Raw genomic sequence first — 17723 nt, 5'->3', positions numbered from 1 at the left:
AGTCAATCATGAGAGATATCAAGTGTTTTGTGATCAAGTCAAAAGAGTGGGGGATTCAAAATGTTGATTGTCAAAATATCCGCCATTCTTCTTGAATCAGATGATCTTGACGTAAGGCAAGGATCAATCACACCCCTGAAGTCGGGCTGATCTTCAGGGGCTAGAGAAGCGCCACCCGCTGGCACCCCATCAAGCGACCCGACCAGGCCTCGGCATAGGCGCGATTGGCCGCCTGCTGCTCGGGATCCTGGGAATCCAACGGGTGAGGCATGGTGCCGGCGATCGCCCCGTTGGTGACGCAGAACATCGATTTCTGGAAACTGATGCAGATCTGCACGTGCACGTCCACCTGAGCCCGACCGTGATGGTCGTACCAGCGGCTCAGCTCCTCCGGCAGATGCCGGTACATGTCCTGCATGCAGAGGCTGGGCGGGATGCCGGCCCCCATGCTCGGAATCGGATCGGCGTAGAGAGCGCCGTACTTGAAATCGCTGATGTCCGGCGAGATCTGGCGAGCCTGGGCGTTGTAGGAGACCGTGCCTAGGAACGGCATGCCTCGGAAGAACACTGCCTCCACGTAAGGCACGGCCACATCCACCAGGAAGGTGAGGCCCGCCTCGGGAGGCAGCACCCAGAACTCCTCACCGGCCACGGTCACTTTGTAAGTGATCGGACTGCCTGCTGCGGCCACAAGGCCGTCGCGGATGTGATGCACCACGTCGTTGACGCAGGCCACCTCACCGATGCGGTAGCGACGGGCCAGATCGACGAACAGATCGCTCATCACCCGCCAGAACAATCCGAGGCAGTAGATCGTGGTGAGCGAACGGATCGATTCCGGAGCGAACCCCCGGTAGAGGCTGTTGGTGAAAGCCAGCAGAGGGTCACGGCGGGTCTTGGCCGCAATGATCCGATCGCAGGCATCCTGGAAGGCGCCACTGTCGAGGTAGGCATCCAATCCTCCGGTTCCGTGCCAGAACATCGCCTTCTGGCAGTACTCGGCGTACTCGAAATTGATCCGGTCCCCCAGCAGATGATCCCAGAGCCGCTTGAGGTTGAAACCCTCATGGAAGAAGCGGAACACTGGGAAGGGATTGAGCAGCTGCTTGTGCCCCTGGTCGACCAGGTTCTTGCTGTAAGCATCCAGCACGATCCCGTAGCTCTCGAGAACGTTCACCACCTGCAGCAGGTGATCGGGCGTGTCCTTGAGCAGGGGAGTGTCGCTGAGCAGACGCCGGATCAGTTCCTCCTGATCCGGAAGCGTTGGAGCGGAGACGGGCAAAGGTGCGGTGGTGGTCATGACAGTCCTCCACTGAGCTGACTGAGGCCGGTGGTGGCCGCTTCACTGAGGTTCGCCAGCAGCTCCGGAGCGAGACCCAGCACGAGGACACCGAAGCTGAGTGCGATCGCCGGCACCTGCTCACGCAGGGCCACCGGATCGAGAATACGGGGATTGCTCACCTCTCCGGGGGCGATCGCCAGACGTCCGAAGAAGGCACGGTTCACCAGCAGCAGGAAATACACCGCCGTGAGTCCAGAGCCCACCATCGACAGCAAGGTGGCAACGGGGAAGGGCTGAAGGCTGCCGCGGAAGATCAGAAATTCAGAGATGAAGCCCGCCATGCCAGGGATGCCGGCGCTGGCCATCACACCGATGATCATCAGCGAACCGGTGAGCGGCAGGCCGCGCTGGGGATTGAGCAGACCGCGCAGCACATTGAGATCGCGGGTGCCGGTGCGGGCATAGACCACCCCCACCAGCAGGAACAGCACGCCGGAGATCAAGCCATGGCTGACCATCTGGAACAGAGCTCCCATCAACCCCAGGGGTGTGGCCGCTGCCGCAGCCAGAAGCACATACCCCATGTGGCCCACTGAGCTGTAGGCCACCATCCGCTTCATGTCGGTCTGGGCGATCGCCGCCAGCGACCCGTACAGCACCGAGATCGCAGCCCAGGCCGCCAGCCAGGGGGCCGCCACCTGCCAGGCCTCCGGGAACAGACCCAGGCAGAAGCGCAGCAATCCGTAGGTTCCCAGTTTCAGCAGCACTCCCGCCAGCAGCACGGACACCGGCGTGGAGGCCTCCGTGTGGGCATCGGGCAGCCAGGTGTGGAACGGAAAGAGCGGAATCTTGATGCCGAAGCCGATCAGCAACGCTCCCATCAGCAGCAGCTGGGCCGTCATGCCCAGATCGCCGGCCAGGATCGGCCGCAGGCTGAAGTCCATGGTGCCGGTGACCAGGGCCAGGCCCAGGAACGCCCCCAGGATCAGCACCCCCGACACGGCGGTGACGATCAGGAACTTGGTGGCGGCGTAGGCACGGTTCGCTCCACCCCAGATGGCGATCAACAGCCAGAGAGGGATCAGTTCAAGCTCATAGAAGAGGAAGAACAGCAGCAGGTTCTGGGCCAGGAAGGCACCATTCACGGCACCACTGATGATCAGAAGCAGGGCGAAATAGATGCGGGGACGGTTCTCAATCGAGCGGGAGGCCACCGCCGCCACCAGGCACAGCACGCCGTTCATCAGCACGAGCGGCAGCGACAGACCATCCACAGCCAGGGCGTAGTCGAGGCCGATGGAATGCACCCAGCGGGCCTGCTCCACCATCTGCAGCCCGGCCTCCGAGGCATCGAAGGGAATCAGGAGGCCAAAGCTCACCAGGCACTGCAGGGCCAGGATCACCACGGTGGCGATCCGCAGACGCTCGGGCGGGGGATCCGCCGGCCAGAGGATCAGTGCCAGGGCACCGAGGAAGGGGATCAGCAGCAGCAGAGAGAGCAGCATGGCGACGGCGTCAGGCGAGGAACCAGCTCACCGAAGTGAGGAAGAGAACGATGGCGACCAGCACCGTGAGCACATAGGACTGGCCCTGTCCGCTGACACTGAGCTTGAGGCTCTCAGCGCTCTGCAGAGACAGCCTCGCCACACCGTGAAGCACCCCATCCACCACCGTGCGGTCAAACCAGGAGGCCAGACGCGAGATGCCTGCCACCACATTGACGATCGTGAGCCGGTAAAACTCCTCGGTGTAGAAGTCATAGGCCAGCAGATCCTGGAACCAGCGCAGTGCGGGGTTGAGCGATCGCGACCAGGCCTTGCTCAACGGCAGCAGAGCTCCGGCCACCAGCCCCACCAGACCGCTTCCCACCACAAGGGCTGCAGCCCAGAGCGGAAACGCCAGCAGACCATCGAGCGATTCCAGACGCACCAGCAGCACCGGCGTCAGCAGCACGATCACCGTGAGAGCGACCATCGGCAGGGCCATCTGCCAGTTCACCTCGGCCGCCCGGCGGGACTTGATCAGGGAGTCACCTAGGAAGACGTGGCGGAACACCCGCACCAGTCCGAGTGCTGTCAGGGCGTTGGTGAGCAGAAACACGGCCATGAACGGCACCGAGCGCACGCTGAGCAGCTCGATCGACTGGGCCAGCGCCAGGAAGCCACCCAGGGGAAGAAAGCCGACCAGGCCAGCACTTCCCACCAGATAGGCGGTGGTGGTGGCCGGCATGCGGCTGGCAAGACCTCCCAGTTCCGTGATGTCCTGGCAGTTGGTGGACGCGATCACGCCACCGATGCTCATCGAAAGCAGCGCTTTGGAGACGGCATGAGAAAACAGCAGCAGCAGCGCCAGAACCGGGATCTGCAGGGCAATGGCAATGAACACCAGGCCCAGATGAGCGGTGGTCGAATACGACAGCGTGCGCTTGATGTCCACCTGGGCGATGGCCACCAGGGACCCACCGATGGCACTGATGCTGCCGATCACCAACAGCACCACCAGGGCCACCGGCGAATGCTGAAGGATCGGCATCACCTTGAGCAGCACGATCGCCCCGCAGGTCACCACCACGGAGTTGCGCAGGATCGAGGCGGGATTCGGCCCCTCCATCGCCTCATCCAACCAGAGGTGCATCGGGAACTGAGCGCACTTGCCGGTGGGACCGGCGATCAGGCCAAGACCCAGCAGCGTCGCTGCCAGAGGGGAGAGGGTGTCACGGGATGCCCAGATGTAGAGATCACCGAAACCCATCGCACCGGAGAAGCTGCAGAGCGCCACCACGCCCATCAGCAGCAGCACATCACCGACGCGCTTGGTGAGAAAAGCGTCGCGGGCGGCGGTAATCACCAGGGGCTGGGCATACCAGAACCCCACCAATAGATACGTGGAAAGGGTGAGCATCTCCAGCAGGAAATAGCTCTGGAAGAGCGAATCACTCAGCACCACCCCGCTCATGGCCCCTTCAAAGAAACCGAGCAGAGCGAAGAAGCGGGCCAGGGCCCATTCCTTGTCCATATATCCCAGGGAATAAACCTGGGAAAGCAGGCTGAGACCGGTGATCAGTTCCAGGGCCACCAGATTGGTGAGCGTGAGGCTGAAACTGATGTCGAGCTCCAGGTCGGCCAGCGTCAGCCAGGGATAGGCCAGATCGACCGGACCGGACTGGAAGACCTCCTGCAGGAGCAGGCTGCCGTGCACGAAGGCCAGCAGGGTCAGAAGGATGTTCAGGTAGGCCGCCGGTCGGTGAGCCTGACGCTGGAATAAACCCGCTGCCCAGGGAAGCGACACAAGCATGCCGGCAAATCCGTAAAGCGGAATCAGCCAGGCAACCTGGACGGGTAAGGACAGCTCCGAAGTCAAAACGGCAAGCGGAAAGGGGATCGGGCTTGTCGGCATTGGCCGAGGAATCTAAGCGGCTGCCAAGCGGTCGAGCGCTCTTTGTGAACGGACATCGGCAGACACTTCAGGCTCAACTGCGGCGCAGGGCGCCACTGCTGACCAGGGCAGGCTCCACCTCCTGATGGGGACGGGCAATGATGTGGGCAGCGACCAGACCGTCGCCGACCCGCTCGCAAGCATCGGCTCCGGCACGCACGGCGGCGTTCACAGCACCGGTTTCACCCCGCACCATCACGGTGACGTAACCACCGCCGACGAATTCCCGACAGATCAGCGTGACTTCGGCGGCCTTGGTCATGGCATCAGCTGCCTCGATCGCCGGCACCACCCCGCGGGTTTCGATCATCCCCAGTGCAATCCCTGAGATCGGGGCATCCGCGGCCTGGTTTGCGGACAGCGACGTGGCACCGCGTTTGCTGCCGCTGCCGCCAGCGGCGGATGGAGTGCGCGCACTCGCGCGACGGGGGGTGGTGGTGGCCGGTGCGCTCGCGGCCGGGGTGCTGGTGGGACTGGGAGCAGCAGCCGCCGGAGTGCTGACAACGGGAGTGACGTCCACGGTCTTGCTGGCGGCACTCTTGGCTGCAGCGGAACTGCGGGTGGTGCGGCGGCGGGGAGTCGGGGTAGGAGTGGCCATGAAAAGGGTGTTGGAGGCGGAACGGAGGCGGAGGAGCGGGGAGAGTCCCTATCCGTCCGGCGTCCAGTGGTCGATGATTCCACCGATCGTCAGATCGGTGAGCACCTTGTTGTCGGGGCACGCATGCCGGGCGGCTGAGCCGCTGGCAGTGAACACCCAGTTGCCCTCGCGAGCACCCACGGGGTCCACCGCCACGAGCTTCTTGCCCTTGGCGTTGCGCAGGACGCGCAGGTGCATGTGATCCAGCCCTGCCACACGGAATGTGCACACGAGAGTTCCCATCACCTGCATGATTTCCATCAGCTGGTGGGTCCTCCGGCAGGGGTGCTGCCGGGTGCCGGCGCCGGTGCGGGGGTCTTCGGCGGATCCGGTTCCCAGTGATCGATGATCCCCACGATGGTGAGATCACTGGGATAAGACTTGCTGCCGGCGGCTTCGCGGGCGGCGGAGCTGCTGACGCAGATCACCCAGTCGCCCGGTTTGGCACCCACGGCATCAACGGCCACTTTTTTGGTACTGCCGTCCTGAACCACCTGCAGATGCTTGTGCTCGAAGTCCGGGATGCGGTTGGTGGAGACGAGCGGCTTGATGACCTTGACGATGAGCATGATCAGTGAGCCTCCTGGAGCGGGGGGGCGAGGGTGGAACCGACGACCTCGGCCGGAGCCGTCTGGTTGCGATCACGAACGGTGAGGCAAGTGTGCAGCAGGCCCTGATCGACCAGCTCGCTGTAACGGCTGGCGATGGCCTGATTCACCCGGGTGCAGTCGGCGATCGCCCGCTGACGGGCGCCGGGAACGCGACCCGAATAGTCGAAGCGGATCACGACGGGGATCGGCAGATCACGGGAGACGTTCAGACCACGGAAGATCTTGACCCCCACATCCAAATCGGGAGCTCCCTCCTCGACGGTGTCGAGATGGGCGAAGTAGGTGAGGTTGCGCAGGTGAACCTCCTTGAAACCGATTCCGACACCGATGAAACGCTCGGCATGACCGGCGTCCGGATAGGGAGCTCCGTGCAGATCCTGCACGTAGTCGATCTGGGAGCAGTTGTTGGCGATCAGACGCGTGAGGAAGGTGACCATGCCGGGATCCATCGGACCCGGGGCTGCGGATTCGACCGCCTCCGCGATCTGCACCATGGCCTGATCCGCGCTCATCGAGGCGGTGGCGGCATGCAGATCACGGGCACACAGCCACTGATCCAGAACCATTTCACTGTCCCGGCTGGGAGGGTGAACGCGGATTGCGTCGGTGTCGGTGTCCAGGCCGATCAGCAGGAGATCCACCGAAGCACCGCAGCAGAAGCTGTTCTCCACGGCTTCCCGGAAATCGAGCAGGCGCTGATACCCGGCTGATGCCGCCAGCTCATCGTTGCTTCCATGGGCGGCACAACCCTGATGCTCGGGATCCAGGGAGCTGAAGTGATAGGTGACGACCTTCAGATAACGGGTCGGTTCACTGGCGGGGTTGGGCATCCCCTCTCGGTAGCGGCGATGCTCGGTCTTCACCCAGCGGTTCACCGTGTTCTCCACATCGAACATGGCTCCGGCATGGGAGCGTCGACGCACGGCGCTGAAGGGGATGCGCAACGCGTAGGCCACCGTGTGGGCCAGGCGGCCATCGGCGCAGGGCGTCACGTCGAGCAGATGAATGCCGCAGTCGAGCAGAAACTGCTCGAACTCCCTTGAGGAGGCACTGCCGCTGGCCCCATCAAGTGGATCGTCCTGAAAGAAACGATCACTGAACAGCCGATGGCTTTCAAAGACACACCAGGCGAACAGCGCCCGCATGTCGAGGGGACGCACCCAGGCCCGTTCAAGGATGTGCTGAGGCAGATCAAAGCCCAGTTCGGTCCTGGTGAGGCGCTGAGCCTGCTCGATGAAATCGTGTTGGTGCTGCAGGGCCGAGACCCGCTTGAGCAGGGGAACAATGCGATCAAAACGCCCCTTCACCTCCAGCTCGTACGCCTGCAGTCGTGCATTGCCGGCCGAATCGGTGAGCGGGTGCTGGCGATGGGTGAGCGGCAGGGAGGAGCGGCTCAGGTTGAAGGGAACCACAGTGGTCTGGCTCTTCTCTCGGCGAACCCAGCCCGGTTGCTGGGACACAGCCTGCTGCTTTGGGGTCCGACGCTGCTGATCAACAGCCGTGCGAACCCGACCACCACCGATGGAACCCTGGACCAGCTTCGCCGCTTTGCCGGCCATGGTCAGTGCTCGCCGACGCTGCAGAGCAGCATCCCGGGTCTTGGTGGAGTCTGAAGCCGACTCCATGGGTGGAACAGAAGCGCCGGCTGCAGGACTGTTGTTCTGCAGTTGCCGGCGCGTGGGAGCCGTGGGGGCCTGAGGTCGCCCGCCGCGGGAAGGCATGGAGCGAACCATCAGCAGATCAGCCCCGTGCGCCGCCGGAGACGGTGATCAGGGAACCCTTGTCGGTGTTGCCGCTGGAGCCGGTGACCCGGCTGACAGGCCACTCGTTCTCTTCATTGCGCTTGCGTTCGTACGGAGACAACGCACTCATCGGGCCCGGACGAGTGGGGTTGCGGCGACGGGCGGAAGCGCCTTCGGTACCAGTGACGTGCTCACCACGATCCCAGTCATCACCAGTGACTTTCCTGGACGACCCCTCACCGGTGACGCGGGAGGCTGGCTGTTCAGCCGGTTCACTGACAACGGCAACAGTTGGCTGGAACTGACGTTGCTGCTGACGGTTTTGGAACTCGCGGTTGTCGAAGCGGAACTGCTCCGTTCCGGTGACCTTGCCACCGGCCATGTCAAAGGGGCCGGTGATGCGGTTGCCCTGCTCATAGGCCGTGCCGGTGACTCCGCCCTGGGCATCGCGCTGCTGCTGAGCGGCACGGGCCGGTGACGTCACACTGAAGCGGGTCCAGGCCGCACCCTCGGGTGCCTGGCCGTGGGAGTCACTCCCAGCCGGAGCCTCGCTGCCGCAGGCGGCGGACAACTGATCTGCACCCACATAAGGCGTGCCGGTGACGGCTTCACAGGCTCCGCGCTCTGCACCTGTCATCACGCCGCCGATTCCAGGCTGCAGCCCGGTCATCGGAGCCGCCGGGGTGCCGGGACGGACCGGGGTGCGTTCACGGATGGCCTGAACAGCCGGCGTGCCGCAGTTCTGACCAGCCTCTTCCAGCCCCGCATAAGGGGTTCCCGTCACCGCTTTGCAGGTGCCGGGCTCGTCGCCGGTGACCTTCTCGGATCGGCCGGTGCGGGTGCCGCTCACCACAAGGTTGCGGTTGGTGACACTGAAGCCGACCTTGGAGGCCTCGGGTTCGGGCTGTCTGCCACAGAAGCTGTTCACCTGTTCAGCACTGATGTACTGATCGCCGGTGACCCTGTGACAGGACCCGAACTCATCACCGGTCACCTGGGAGGAGCGGCCGACCATGGTGCCGGTGACGCCGGTGCCGGAGAGGGTGCCAGACAGGCCGACCTTCGTGGCGGGGCGACCTTCGGGCAGGGGATCGGAACCGAGGTACTGATCGCCGGTGAGATTGCGATTGGCACCGGCTTCATCGCCGGTGACGCTTGCGGAGCGTCCCACCATCACACCGCTGACAGGACGGCCCTGCTCGGTGAGGCTGTGGCCCACCTTGCGGGGGGATGTGTTGCCGCCGCCGCAGTAGGAGACAGCCTGATTGGAGGAGATGTATTCGGTGCCGGTCACGTTCTTGCAGGTGCCGGGCTCGTCACCGGTGACCTTTTCGGAACGACCCACCTCATTACCGGTGACCCGGTTGCCGTGGCTGGTGGCAGTGACACGAACCTTGGCCGGAGTGGTTGGCTCGGGAGCGGATTGGCAGAAGGCCTGGAACACCTCGGCTCCGAGATATTCCGTTCCGGTGATCGAGCGGCAGGTGCTGGCTTCGTTTCCGGTGGTCTTCACCGAACGGTTGGCCTGGGTGCCGGTGACCGTCTGACCGGAGCTGGTGGTGCTTTCTCCCACCTTCCAATGGGCATCAGCGGCGGCGGCCTGCTTGGCGCCATGGCGGTTGGGGCCTGTGGGGCGGCTCACAGCGGCACCCTGCTTGTTGCGGGAACCGGCCTTGGCCCGCAGCTCACGAACCTGCTGGGCCAGCTCGCGGCTGGTGAGATCAGGATTGGCCTGCCTGGCGACAGCGGCTGCACTGGTGGGCTGCTTCCCGGCTGTCTTGCCGTGCTTGGACATGGCGTCGCGGCGGGCAAGCACCAGGGCACGGCTCGGGTTCTCGATGGCCCGGCGCTTGGGGGCAGCAGAACGGCGCTCCGAACGGGCAGAAAACTTGGGGGCCGCTGCACTCAGGGGAGCCTTTTCAGAGGCACGCTTGCCACCGCAGCCACAGCTCTTCGTGGTTTCAGCAGGGACAGCTGCAGGTGCAGCGGACGTGGTCTGACGCGCCACATCGGCGCGGTTGCGATCGCGGCTGGTGTCGGCGGTCTTGCCACGGCGGGAGAGGGCCTCACGACGGGCCAGAACCAGATCGCGGCTCGGGTGGCGCTGAGGCTTCACCTGAATGGCGCGCGACGGTGCCGACGTTGTGAACACCTTCGCCTGCTGCGGAGCTGCGGCAGCAGGGACGACGGGTTCAACAGGGGCATTGGCCCGGGTTCGGGTCGGACGGGCATCAGCGGCAGTGCGCACCCGGCTGTCACCGGACCGGGCTGCGGCAGGAGCCTTCTTACCGGTGGTGGTGAGCGCCTTGCGGCGTTCGAGTGCGAGTTCGCGACTGGAGAGTCTTGCCATGTCCGCCCGAGGATGTGGTCGATGAATGGAGGGGATCAACCCTCCGGGAAATACTTGAGCCCTGAAGGATCAGGGCTCGGAACCATTGGTTCGAGGGATCAGCGGCCTTCGAAGACCACGAAGCAGGAACCCTGGCTCTGGGTGTAGGCGTCGTAACCGACGATGCGCACGTGGTGATCGGGGTAAGCGCGATGGCAGGCCTCGAGCTCACTCACGACAACGTTGAGGTCCTTCTCACCGAAGAAGGGGAGCTTCCAATAGGACCAATAGGAGGCCATGGAATTGCTGGGGTGGACGTGCTCGATGAGCGGGCTCCAGCCCTGGGCAATGATGTAGGCGATCTGGTCAAAGATCTCGTCCTGGGTCATCGGCGGAAGAAAGCCGAAGGTCTCCAGGGTGGCGACTGTTTGATAGTCACCCACTGTGCTCTGGAAAGGCATGGGGAACCTGGGGGTAAGAAAAAAAGGTGGGCCGGTTAGGTCAACCGGCCGTTGAGACGATCAGCTCTGAACGTCGAGCTTGTCGACGGTGTCGAACTCGAACTTGATCTCCTTCCAGGTCTCGAGGGCGATCGCCAGCTCAGGGCTGTGCTTACCGGCTTCCATGAGGATGTCCCGGCTTTCCTTCTCGATCTCGCGACCGGCATTGCGTGCCTTGACGCAGGCCTCGAGGGCCACACGGTTGGCAGCAGCACCTGCAGCGGAGCCCCAGGGGTGACCGTGGGTACCACCACCGAACTGCAACACGGAGTCGTCACCGAAAATGGCGACCAGTGCTGGCATGTGCCAGACGTGAATACCGCCGGAAGCAACGGCGAACACGCCAGGCATCGAACCCCAGTCCTGATCGAAGAAGTTGCCGCGGCTGCGGTCTTCGGGCACGAAGGATTCGCGCAGCTGGTCGATGTAACCGAGGGTGGTCTGACGGTCACCCTCAAGCTTGCCGACCACGGTGCCGGTGTGGAGCTGGTCACCACCGGACAGACGCAGACACTTGGCGAGGACGCGGAAGTGAATGCCGTGCTTGGGATGACGGTCGATCACCGCGTGCATGGCGCGGTGGATGTGCAGCAACATGCCGTTCTTGCGGCACCACTTCGATAGGCCGGTGTTGGCTGTGAAGCCGCCGGTGATGAAGTCGTGCATGATGATCGGCATGCCGAGTTCCTTGGCGAACTCAGCGCGCTCGTACATCTCTTCGGGAGTGTTGGCGGTCACGTTGAGGTAGTGACCCTTCTTCTCGCCGGTCTCCTGCTCGGACAGCTTGATGGCTTCCGCAACGAATTCGAAGCGGTTCTGCCAACGCTGGAAAGGCTGGGAGTTGATGTTCTCGTCGTCCTTGGTGAAGTCCAGACCGCCGCGAAGGCACTCATAGACGACACGGCCGTAGTTCTTACCGCTCAGGCCGAGCTTCGGCTTGATGGTGCAACCCAGCAGAGGACGGCCGTACTTGTTCATCCGGTCGCGCTCGACCTGGATGCCGTTCGGCGGGCCGTAGCAGGTCTTGATGAAGGCCAGCGGGAAGCGCAGGTCTTCGAGACGCAGGTGGCGCAGGGCCTTGAAGCCGAACACGTTGCCGACCAGTGAGGTCAGAACGTTGGTGATGGAGCCTTCCTCGAACAGATCGAGGGGGTAGGCGATGAAGGCGTAGAAGGACTCCTTGTCACCAGGGACGTCCTCGATGCGGTAGCAGCGGCCTTTGTAGAAGTCGAGATCGGTGAGGAGCTCGGACCACACAGTGGACCAGGTGCCGGTGGAGGATTCAGCAGCCACAGCAGCGGCCACTTCCTCCTTGGGAACGCCTTCCTGGCCGGTGCATTTGAAGCAGGCCAGCAGGTCGGTGTCGAGGGGAACGTAATCAGGAGTCCAGTAAGTGTCCCTGTACTCCTTGACCCCAGCGTCGTACTTCTTGCTCATGGGTTAACTCCGTTAGGTCGGTGAGGGGGGTGAGACGTTCGCGTGCCTCGTCAGAGGCTCAGCGGAAGATCTCAGTCCTTCTGACCGAGGAAGTTGCCGTTGCCCAGAGCAGGCTCCACTTCGCGGTGGGGGCGGGCAATGATGTGGGCAGCCACAAGGCCGTCGCCGACGCGCTCACAGGCATCAGCGCCAGCGCGGACAGCGGCGTTGACAGCGCCGGTCTCGCCGCGGACCAGAACGGTGACGTAACCGCCACCGACGAACTCGCGACCGATCAGTCGCACTTCGGCGGCCTTGGTCATGGCATCAGCTGCCTCGATGGCGGGGACCAGACCGCGGGTCTCGATCATGCCGAGGGCGATGCCCATGGTTTCGTTAGCCATTGCCTACCGGAGAAAAGGGTGGAATGTTCGCCGCGAAGACTGCTTCGTGGAGGCGCTTCCCGTCAAGCGATTCGCCGACATCTCTCAATCACTGTCCATAGTGAACATCATTAGCAGGGCTTATCAGTAGGCCGCCCACCGTTCCGAACTGCTGTGGGAAATCCTGTGCTGGCCTGCAGACACACGATTGTCGAAGCTCCGTCTTGCGGATAGTTTTTCGACCGGAACGGTCCCGAAGCCTTTGGCCGAGGGGTGGAATGTTCAACCCATGCCGTTCCGCCGGAGTGCACGGAAATCCCCTACCCCCTAACCGTTGAGATCCGCCGATCGGCCCTCACAATGGGAGTCGATTCAGCTGATCTTTTGCGTCCACTGCTGACCATCGCCAGCGGCAATTCCGTGAAGGTGTCCGAGATCGAAGCCATGCTCGGACCGCTTCCGCTGATCGTTCAGCGTCAGCCTGAAGCTCTTCAGGTCGAAGAGACAGGTTCCACCTACAGGGAGAATGCCAGTCTGAAGGCCACGGCTGCCGCCCTGGCGACCGACGGCTGGGCTCTGGCCGACGATTCCGGCCTTGAAGTCGATGCTTTGGGTTGTGCCCCGGGGCTGTATTCCGCTCGCTACGCCGAGGGCAACGACGCCAAGATCACCAAGCTGCTGAATGATCTGGGCGGCACCCCCTACAGAAGCGCCTGTTTCCGCAGCACGATGGTTCTCAGCGATCCTGAAGGCCACTGCGTGGCCTCCGCCGAAGGGGTGTGCTGGGGCGAGCTTCTGAAGGCTCCCGCCTACCCCGGAGGGAGCTACGAATCCCTGCTCTGGGTTCGGGAAGCGGGGTGCACCTATGGCGAGTTCAACGACGCACAGCTGATCCGTCTGGGCAGTCGCGGCAAGGCGGCCAGGGCCCTGGCGCCTGACCTGCGCCGCTTCCTGCAGCTGATCTGACGTTCAGGGGTTGACGGAAGTGCGGTTGATCATCTCAATGGTTCGCATCGCAGCGGCCGCCGCCTCCTCCACATCTCCCTCCTTGCCGGCCAGGGTGAGTCGTCCGAAGGCACCAACGGCCTTCACGTCCACCACGGTGATGTTCGACGACTTCTCGGCTTCGTTGGCAGCGATCAGCACGTAGCCGGCAGGTTCGGTCTCGAGGATGAACATGCTCATCCCGGCCTCGATCATCGAACCGCGGCGATTCAGTCGGTTGATGAGCACAGCATGGTCGGGAGTGATCGCGCGGATCACCTCCGTCCAGCTCACCTCGGCAGCGCGGCGCTGTTCAATCGAACTGCCGATCGCCTCGAGCACCACATCACCGGAGTGCAGCACGGTGCTCTGATCACGGTGATAGAGGGCCATCGAGCCAAAGGCCCTCTCGACCACCATCTGGCCGAGGCGGACATTGCTGGCCTTCAAGGCGATATCGGTGACCCGGTGCACTGCCATGCCCGGGGAGACCTCCATCCAAAGACAGGCGTCCCCTGGAATCGGCAGAAATCCCTGGCTGACGGAGCCCATGTAGGCAGCCAGCTGAGGCTGCAACGAATCGATGAACACGTAGGTGCGCAGCTCGATCGACTGCACCTGACTGCTCATCAACCGCGGCGCTTCGCTGTCCGTGGTGATCACACAGCTGGCACCGGCAGACGATGAATGCACCTCGGTACCGGTGACGAGAGCACTTCCGCCACGACGCCTCTCGCGTCCCTCGAAACTGGCGAAACGATTCATGGCGGGGACTGTAACGGACGATTTCGAGTCCAGGCCCTCAGAGCAGCTGGACGGCCTGAAGCCTTGCGCCGCAATGGAGAGCCGATACCGTCCGCTCAGTTTCGGTCTGATCTGTGGCGCTTCCTGAGCAATCCCCGGTGAACACCGTCGACATCCCCGCCGATCAGGCCCTCGGCATGGTGAGTTTCGGCCTGATGCAGCGCCTCGCTGAGGATGGGCAGGTGGATCTGCCGTGGCTGGAGACTCCCCGCAACGAGAATCTCGAGCGCAGCCGCCAGCTGCGCCTGCGCCTGGAACTCACCGCCCTGGCCATCGACACCGGAGCCCCCCTGAGCACCGCTGAGGTCAGCCTGCTGCTGGGCGCACGCCCCGGGAGCGAACGCGTCGAGCGCGGTGGTCTCGTGGCACGCCGGATCACCCGTAACGTCTGGCGTCTCAGCCGACTGGACCAGGATGAGCGTCAGGGCGGCTATCGCACCGATGGCTTCCGCCGCCGGCTCTGAAGAGCGGCTTTGAAGACCATGGCGGATTGATCCGGACGCTGATCAATCCCGAACGGATCCCTAAGAGATTGCGCCAGACCTGGTGCATAGGGCCCTTCGTCTTGCAAGTTGAAGACACCCCCTTGCCAAGGAGCGGCCGATGGCCGGGCCCACGCTGCTGAAGGAAACCGGACCTAGGGAGGTGTTCTGCGGACTCACCTCGATCGTGTGGCTGCACCGGCGCATGCCGGATGCCTTTTTCCTGGTGGTCGGATCACGCACCTGCGCTCATCTGATCCAGAGCGCGGCAGGGGTAATGATCTTCGCCGAACCGCGCTTCGGCACAGCAATCCTCGGAGAAAGGGATCTGGCCGGACTGGCGGACGCCCATGAGGAGCTGGACCGGGTCTGCCATGAACTGCTGGAACGCCGGCCCGAAATCCGCACGCTGTTTCTGGTGGGCTCCTGCCCAAGCGAGGTGATCAAGCTGGATCTGGCCCGTGCTGCTGAACGGCTCAACGAGGAGATGCACGGCCGGGTTCGGGTGGTGAACTACTCCGGAAGCGGCATTGAAACCACCTTCACGCAGGGGGAGGACGGGGCTCTCGCCGCACTGGTGCCGCTGCTTCCCGCCAGCGAAGAGCGCCAGCTGCTGCTGGTGGGCACCCTCGCCGATGCCGTGGAGGACAGGCTGATCCACCTGTTCGGACGCCTGGGCATCGAAACGATCTGCAGCCTGCCGCCTCGCCAGTCCACGGATCTGCCACCGGTCGGACCCGGCACCACCGTGCTGCTCACCCAGCCCTTCCTCACCGAAACCGCTCGATTGCTCCGCGATCGCGGAGCAACGGTGCTCACCGCCCCCTTCCCACTGGGCGCAGAGGGGAGCCGCCGCTGGATGGAGGCCGGTGCCAACGCCTTCCAGGTGCCCGCCGAGCGACAGGCCGAGGTGCTGGCCCCCCTGATGGAGCGCGCCCGGATCGCCCTGGAACCCCATCGGAAGGTGCTGAGCGGAAAGCGCATCTTCCTGCTGCCGGAATCCCAGCTGGAGCTGCCCCTCGCACGGTTCCTGCAGCGGGAATGCGGCATGGAACTGGTGGAGGTTGGCACCCCTTATCTCAACCGCGAGCAGATGGCTGAGGAGCTGGCCCTGCTGCCGGAAGGCACGCCGGTGATGGAGGGTCAGCACGTCGAACTGCAGCTGGATCGGGTGCGTGACAGCTCTCCCGATCTGGTGGTCTGCGGCATGGGCCTGGCCAATCCCCTGGAAGCCGAGGGCATCGCCACCAAATGGTCGATCGAACTCGTGTTCAGCCCGATCCACGGCATCGATCAGGCCGGCGATCTCGCCGAACTGTTCTCGCGTCCCCTGCGCCGCCGTCATCTGATTCAGCCCGGCCTGAATCCCTCCCTCGCCGTCGAACCCGTTCACGCCTGACGCCATGCAACTCACGCTCTGGACCTACGAAGGCCCCCCTCATGTCGGCGCCATGCGCATCGCCGCCTCGATGCGGGGGGTGCATTACGTGCTGCATGCCCCACAGGGGGACACCTACGCCGACCTGCTCTTCACGATGATCGAGCGCAGAGGCCAGCGGCCGCCGGTGACCTACACCACCTTCCAGGCCCGCGACCTGGGCGGTGACACGGCGGAACTGGTGAAGCGGCACGTGCGCGAGGCGGTGGATCGCTTCCAGCCCGATGCCCTGCTGGTGGGCGAGAGCTGCACCGCCGAACTGATCCAGGACCAGCCCGGGGCTCTGGCCCAGGGCATGGGACTCGAGATGCCCGTGGTCACCCTGGAACTGCCCGCCTACAGCAAGAAGGAAAACTGGGGTGCGGCGGAGACCTTGTATCAGCTGGTGCGCAGCCTGCTGAAGTCGCAGGTGCCGGAGCAGGCCAGTCACAACCCTCTGGCCTGGAAGCAGGAGGGCCGTCGCCCAAGGGTGAACCTGCTGGGCCCCTCGCTGCTGGGCTTCCGCTGCCGCGATGATGTGCTGGAAGTGCAGCGGCTGCTGACGCTGCACGGCATCGATGTGGGTGTGGTGGCGCCGCTGGGAGCGGGGGTGGACGACCTGTCACGGCTTCCCGCAGCGGATCTGAACGTGTGTCTGTACCCCGAGGTGGCCGAATCCAGCTGCATCTGGCTGGAGCGCAACTTCGGCATGCCGTTCACACGCACGGTGCCGATCGGCATCGGCGCCACCCACGACTTCCTCAGCGAACTGCATGGGCTGCTGGGCATGGATCCGCCCGACACCCGCGAGGGGCATCAGCGCTCCCGCCTGCCCTGGTATTCCGAATCGGTCGACTCCACCTACCTCACAGGCAAACGGGTGTTCATCTTCGGAGACGGCACCCATGCCCTGGCGGCAGCACGGATCTGCCGGGAGGAGCTGGGCTTCGAGGTGGTGGGTCTCGGCACCTACAGCCGCGAGATGGCACGGCCGGTGAGGGCTGCTGCCAAGGCCATGGGGCTGGAGGCCCTGATCAGCGACGACTACCTGGCCGTGGAGGCCGCCATGGCAGAAGCGGCTCCCGAGCTGGTGCTGGGCACCCAGATGGAACGGCACAGCGCCAAGCGGCTTGGCATCCCCTGCGCGGTGATCAGCACCCCGATGCACGTGCAGGATGTGCCGGCCCGCAACAGCCCCCAGATGGCTTGGGAGGGGGCGAACGTGATCTTCGACGCCTGGGTGCATCCGCTGATGATGGGACTGGAGGAGCACCTGATCGGCATGTTCCGCCACGATTTCGAATTCGTGGACGGTCACCAGAGCCATCTGGGCCATGCCGGTGGCTCCGGTGCTGCCGGTGGCTCCACCGAGGCGGAGCTCAGCGATGTGCCTGAGCTCGAGGACGACGCCCTTGCTTGGACCGCCGATGGCGAAGCGGAACTGCGCAAGATCCCCTTCTTTGTGCGTGGAAAGGTGAAACGCAACGCCGAGGCCTATGCCCGGCAGGCTGGCTGCCGGGAGATCAGCAGCGAAACTCTCTATGACGCAAAAGCCCACTACAAGGCATGAGCATTTGCACTCATTTCTTTTCAATCAAGCCGAAGAAAATCCGCAGACCCTTGGCAGCAAGCGGTGCAGATCTTTCGTTTCTTGGTGAAAACCTGCCGGCATACATCCGCTGCTGTTGAATGAAACCAACT

General features: G+C 63.8%; 16 protein-coding genes. 4 read left to right on the top strand and 12 right to left on the bottom strand.

Annotated elements, in window-relative coordinates:
• Positions 1–160: 160 nt before the first annotated feature.
• From SynA15127_RS03875 to SynA15127_RS03825, 11 genes are all read right to left on the bottom strand, one after another.
• The gene (locus tag SynA15127_RS03875) at positions 161–1300 is read right to left on the bottom strand and encodes a CO2 hydration protein (RefSeq protein ID WP_186485076.1); all 1140 of its coding nucleotides are present in this window, start codon (positions 1298–1300) and stop codon (positions 161–163) included.
• Complete coding sequence (locus tag SynA15127_RS03870; RefSeq protein WP_186485075.1) at positions 1297–2787, bottom strand: NADH-quinone oxidoreductase subunit M; 1491 nt, start codon at positions 2785–2787, stop codon at positions 1297–1299. The genes SynA15127_RS03875 and SynA15127_RS03870 overlap by 4 nt, the downstream gene beginning before the upstream one ends.
• 10 nt (positions 2788–2797) lie before the next feature.
• On the bottom strand, positions 2798–4642 hold the full coding sequence (locus SynA15127_RS03865) for an NAD(P)H-quinone oxidoreductase subunit F (protein ID WP_186485561.1): 1845 nt from the start codon (positions 4640–4642) through the stop codon (positions 2798–2800).
• Positions 4643–4751: 109 nt separating this feature from the next.
• Positions 4752–5315 carry a BMC domain-containing protein gene (locus SynA15127_RS13625; protein ID WP_304623140.1) on the bottom strand — a complete coding sequence of 188 codons (564 nt, stop codon included), beginning with the start codon at positions 5313–5315 and terminating at the stop codon, positions 4752–4754.
• 48 nt (positions 5316–5363) lie between these two features.
• Positions 5364–5615 carry a carboxysome peptide B gene (locus SynA15127_RS03855; protein WP_043695809.1) on the bottom strand — a complete coding sequence of 84 codons (252 nt, stop codon included), beginning with the start codon at positions 5613–5615 and terminating at the stop codon, positions 5364–5366.
• The gene (locus SynA15127_RS03850) at positions 5615–5923 is read right to left on the bottom strand and encodes a carboxysome peptide A (protein ID WP_186485074.1); all 309 of its coding nucleotides are present in this window, start codon (positions 5921–5923) and stop codon (positions 5615–5617) included. The genes SynA15127_RS03855 and SynA15127_RS03850 overlap by 1 nt, the downstream gene beginning before the upstream one ends.
• Before the next feature lie 2 nt (positions 5924–5925).
• A complete protein-coding gene (locus tag SynA15127_RS03845) occupies positions 5926–7698 on the bottom strand; it encodes a carboxysome shell carbonic anhydrase (RefSeq protein ID WP_186485073.1) in 1773 nt (590 codons plus the stop codon).
• A 7-nt stretch (positions 7699–7705) separates the two neighbouring features.
• Positions 7706–10057, bottom strand: coding sequence for a CsoS2 family carboxysome shell protein (locus SynA15127_RS03840; protein ID WP_186485072.1), 2352 nt, complete (start codon positions 10055–10057; stop codon positions 7706–7708).
• Between the two features lie 98 nt (positions 10058–10155).
• Positions 10156–10497, bottom strand: a complete 342-nt coding sequence (locus tag SynA15127_RS03835; RefSeq protein ID WP_043695797.1) for a ribulose bisphosphate carboxylase small subunit — start codon at positions 10495–10497, stop codon at positions 10156–10158.
• A gap of 60 nt (positions 10498–10557) precedes the next feature.
• A complete protein-coding gene (locus SynA15127_RS03830; protein ID WP_186485071.1) occupies positions 10558–11973 on the bottom strand; it encodes a form I ribulose bisphosphate carboxylase large subunit in 1416 nt (471 codons plus the stop codon).
• A 71-nt stretch (positions 11974–12044) separates the two neighbouring features.
• Positions 12045–12356, bottom strand: a complete 312-nt coding sequence (locus SynA15127_RS03825) for a BMC domain-containing protein (RefSeq protein WP_006169870.1) — start codon at positions 12354–12356, stop codon at positions 12045–12047.
• 339 nt (positions 12357–12695) lie between these two features.
• Between SynA15127_RS03825 and SynA15127_RS03820 the strand changes: the two genes are divergently transcribed.
• Positions 12696–13301, top strand: a complete 606-nt coding sequence (locus tag SynA15127_RS03820; protein WP_186485070.1) for a non-canonical purine NTP pyrophosphatase — start codon at positions 12696–12698, stop codon at positions 13299–13301.
• 3 nt (positions 13302–13304) lie between these two features.
• On the opposite strand, the gene SynA15127_RS03815 is transcribed toward SynA15127_RS03820, so the two are convergent.
• Positions 13305–14084, bottom strand: a complete 780-nt coding sequence (locus SynA15127_RS03815; RefSeq protein WP_186485069.1) for a BMC domain-containing protein — start codon at positions 14082–14084, stop codon at positions 13305–13307.
• 176 nt (positions 14085–14260) lie between these two features.
• Between SynA15127_RS03815 and SynA15127_RS03810 the strand changes: the two genes are divergently transcribed.
• From SynA15127_RS03810 to SynA15127_RS03800, 3 genes are all read left to right on the top strand, one after another.
• The gene (locus SynA15127_RS03810) at positions 14261–14587 is read left to right on the top strand and encodes a hypothetical protein (protein ID WP_370594036.1); all 327 of its coding nucleotides are present in this window, start codon (positions 14261–14263) and stop codon (positions 14585–14587) included.
• A gap of 139 nt (positions 14588–14726) precedes the next feature.
• Positions 14727–16004, top strand: a complete 1278-nt coding sequence (locus tag SynA15127_RS03805; RefSeq protein ID WP_186485067.1) for a ferredoxin:protochlorophyllide reductase (ATP-dependent) subunit N — start codon at positions 14727–14729, stop codon at positions 16002–16004.
• A gap of 4 nt (positions 16005–16008) precedes the next feature.
• Entirely contained in the window at positions 16009–17592 is a 1584-nt protein-coding gene (locus SynA15127_RS03800) for a ferredoxin:protochlorophyllide reductase (ATP-dependent) subunit B (RefSeq protein ID WP_186485066.1), read from the top strand.
• Positions 17593–17723 lie beyond the last annotated feature (131 nt).

The organism is Synechococcus sp. A15-127, from assembly GCF_014280215.1.
Classification (GTDB): Bacteria; Cyanobacteriota; Cyanobacteriia; order PCC-6307; family Cyanobiaceae; genus Parasynechococcus.
The sequence above is the reverse complement of the archived record's forward strand: the minus strand, read 5'-3'. Positions and strand labels throughout refer to the sequence as shown.

Bases quoted from the DNA above. Each gene is read 5' to 3' on its own strand.
- SynA15127_RS03850 (WP_186485074.1), bottom strand. From the start codon at position 5,923: ATGCTCATCGTCAAGGTCATCAAGCCGCTCGTCTCCACCAACCGCATC.
- SynA15127_RS03825 (WP_006169870.1), bottom strand. From the start codon at position 12,356: ATGGCTAACGAAACCATGGGCATCGCCCTCGGCATGATCGAGACCCGC.
- SynA15127_RS03820 (WP_186485070.1), top strand. From the start codon at position 12,696: ATGGGAGTCGATTCAGCTGATCTTTTGCGTCCACTGCTGACCATCGCC.
- SynA15127_RS03810 (WP_370594036.1), top strand. From the start codon at position 14,261: ATGGTGAGTTTCGGCCTGATGCAGCGCCTCGCTGAGGATGGGCAGGTG.
- SynA15127_RS13625 (WP_304623140.1), bottom strand. From the start codon at position 5,315: ATGGCCACTCCTACCCCGACTCCCCGCCGCCGCACCACCCGCAGTTCC.
- SynA15127_RS03875 (WP_186485076.1), bottom strand. From the start codon at position 1,300: ATGACCACCACCGCACCTTTGCCCGTCTCCGCTCCAACGCTTCCGGAT.
- SynA15127_RS03870 (WP_186485075.1), bottom strand. From the start codon at position 2,787: ATGCTGCTCTCTCTGCTGCTGCTGATCCCCTTCCTCGGTGCCCTGGCA.
- SynA15127_RS03805 (WP_186485067.1), top strand. From the start codon at position 14,727: ATGGCCGGGCCCACGCTGCTGAAGGAAACCGGACCTAGGGAGGTGTTC.
- SynA15127_RS03815 (WP_186485069.1), bottom strand. From the start codon at position 14,084: ATGAATCGTTTCGCCAGTTTCGAGGGACGCGAGAGGCGTCGTGGCGGA.
- SynA15127_RS03835 (WP_043695797.1), bottom strand. From the start codon at position 10,497: ATGCCTTTCCAGAGCACAGTGGGTGACTATCAAACAGTCGCCACCCTG.
- SynA15127_RS03845 (WP_186485073.1), bottom strand. From the start codon at position 7,698: ATGGTTCGCTCCATGCCTTCCCGCGGCGGGCGACCTCAGGCCCCCACG.
- SynA15127_RS03855 (WP_043695809.1), bottom strand. From the start codon at position 5,615: ATGGAAATCATGCAGGTGATGGGAACTCTCGTGTGCACATTCCGTGTG.
- SynA15127_RS03830 (WP_186485071.1), bottom strand. From the start codon at position 11,973: ATGAGCAAGAAGTACGACGCTGGGGTCAAGGAGTACAGGGACACTTAC.
- SynA15127_RS03840 (WP_186485072.1), bottom strand. From the start codon at position 10,057: ATGGCAAGACTCTCCAGTCGCGAACTCGCACTCGAACGCCGCAAGGCG.
- SynA15127_RS03800 (WP_186485066.1), top strand. From the start codon at position 16,009: ATGCAACTCACGCTCTGGACCTACGAAGGCCCCCCTCATGTCGGCGCC.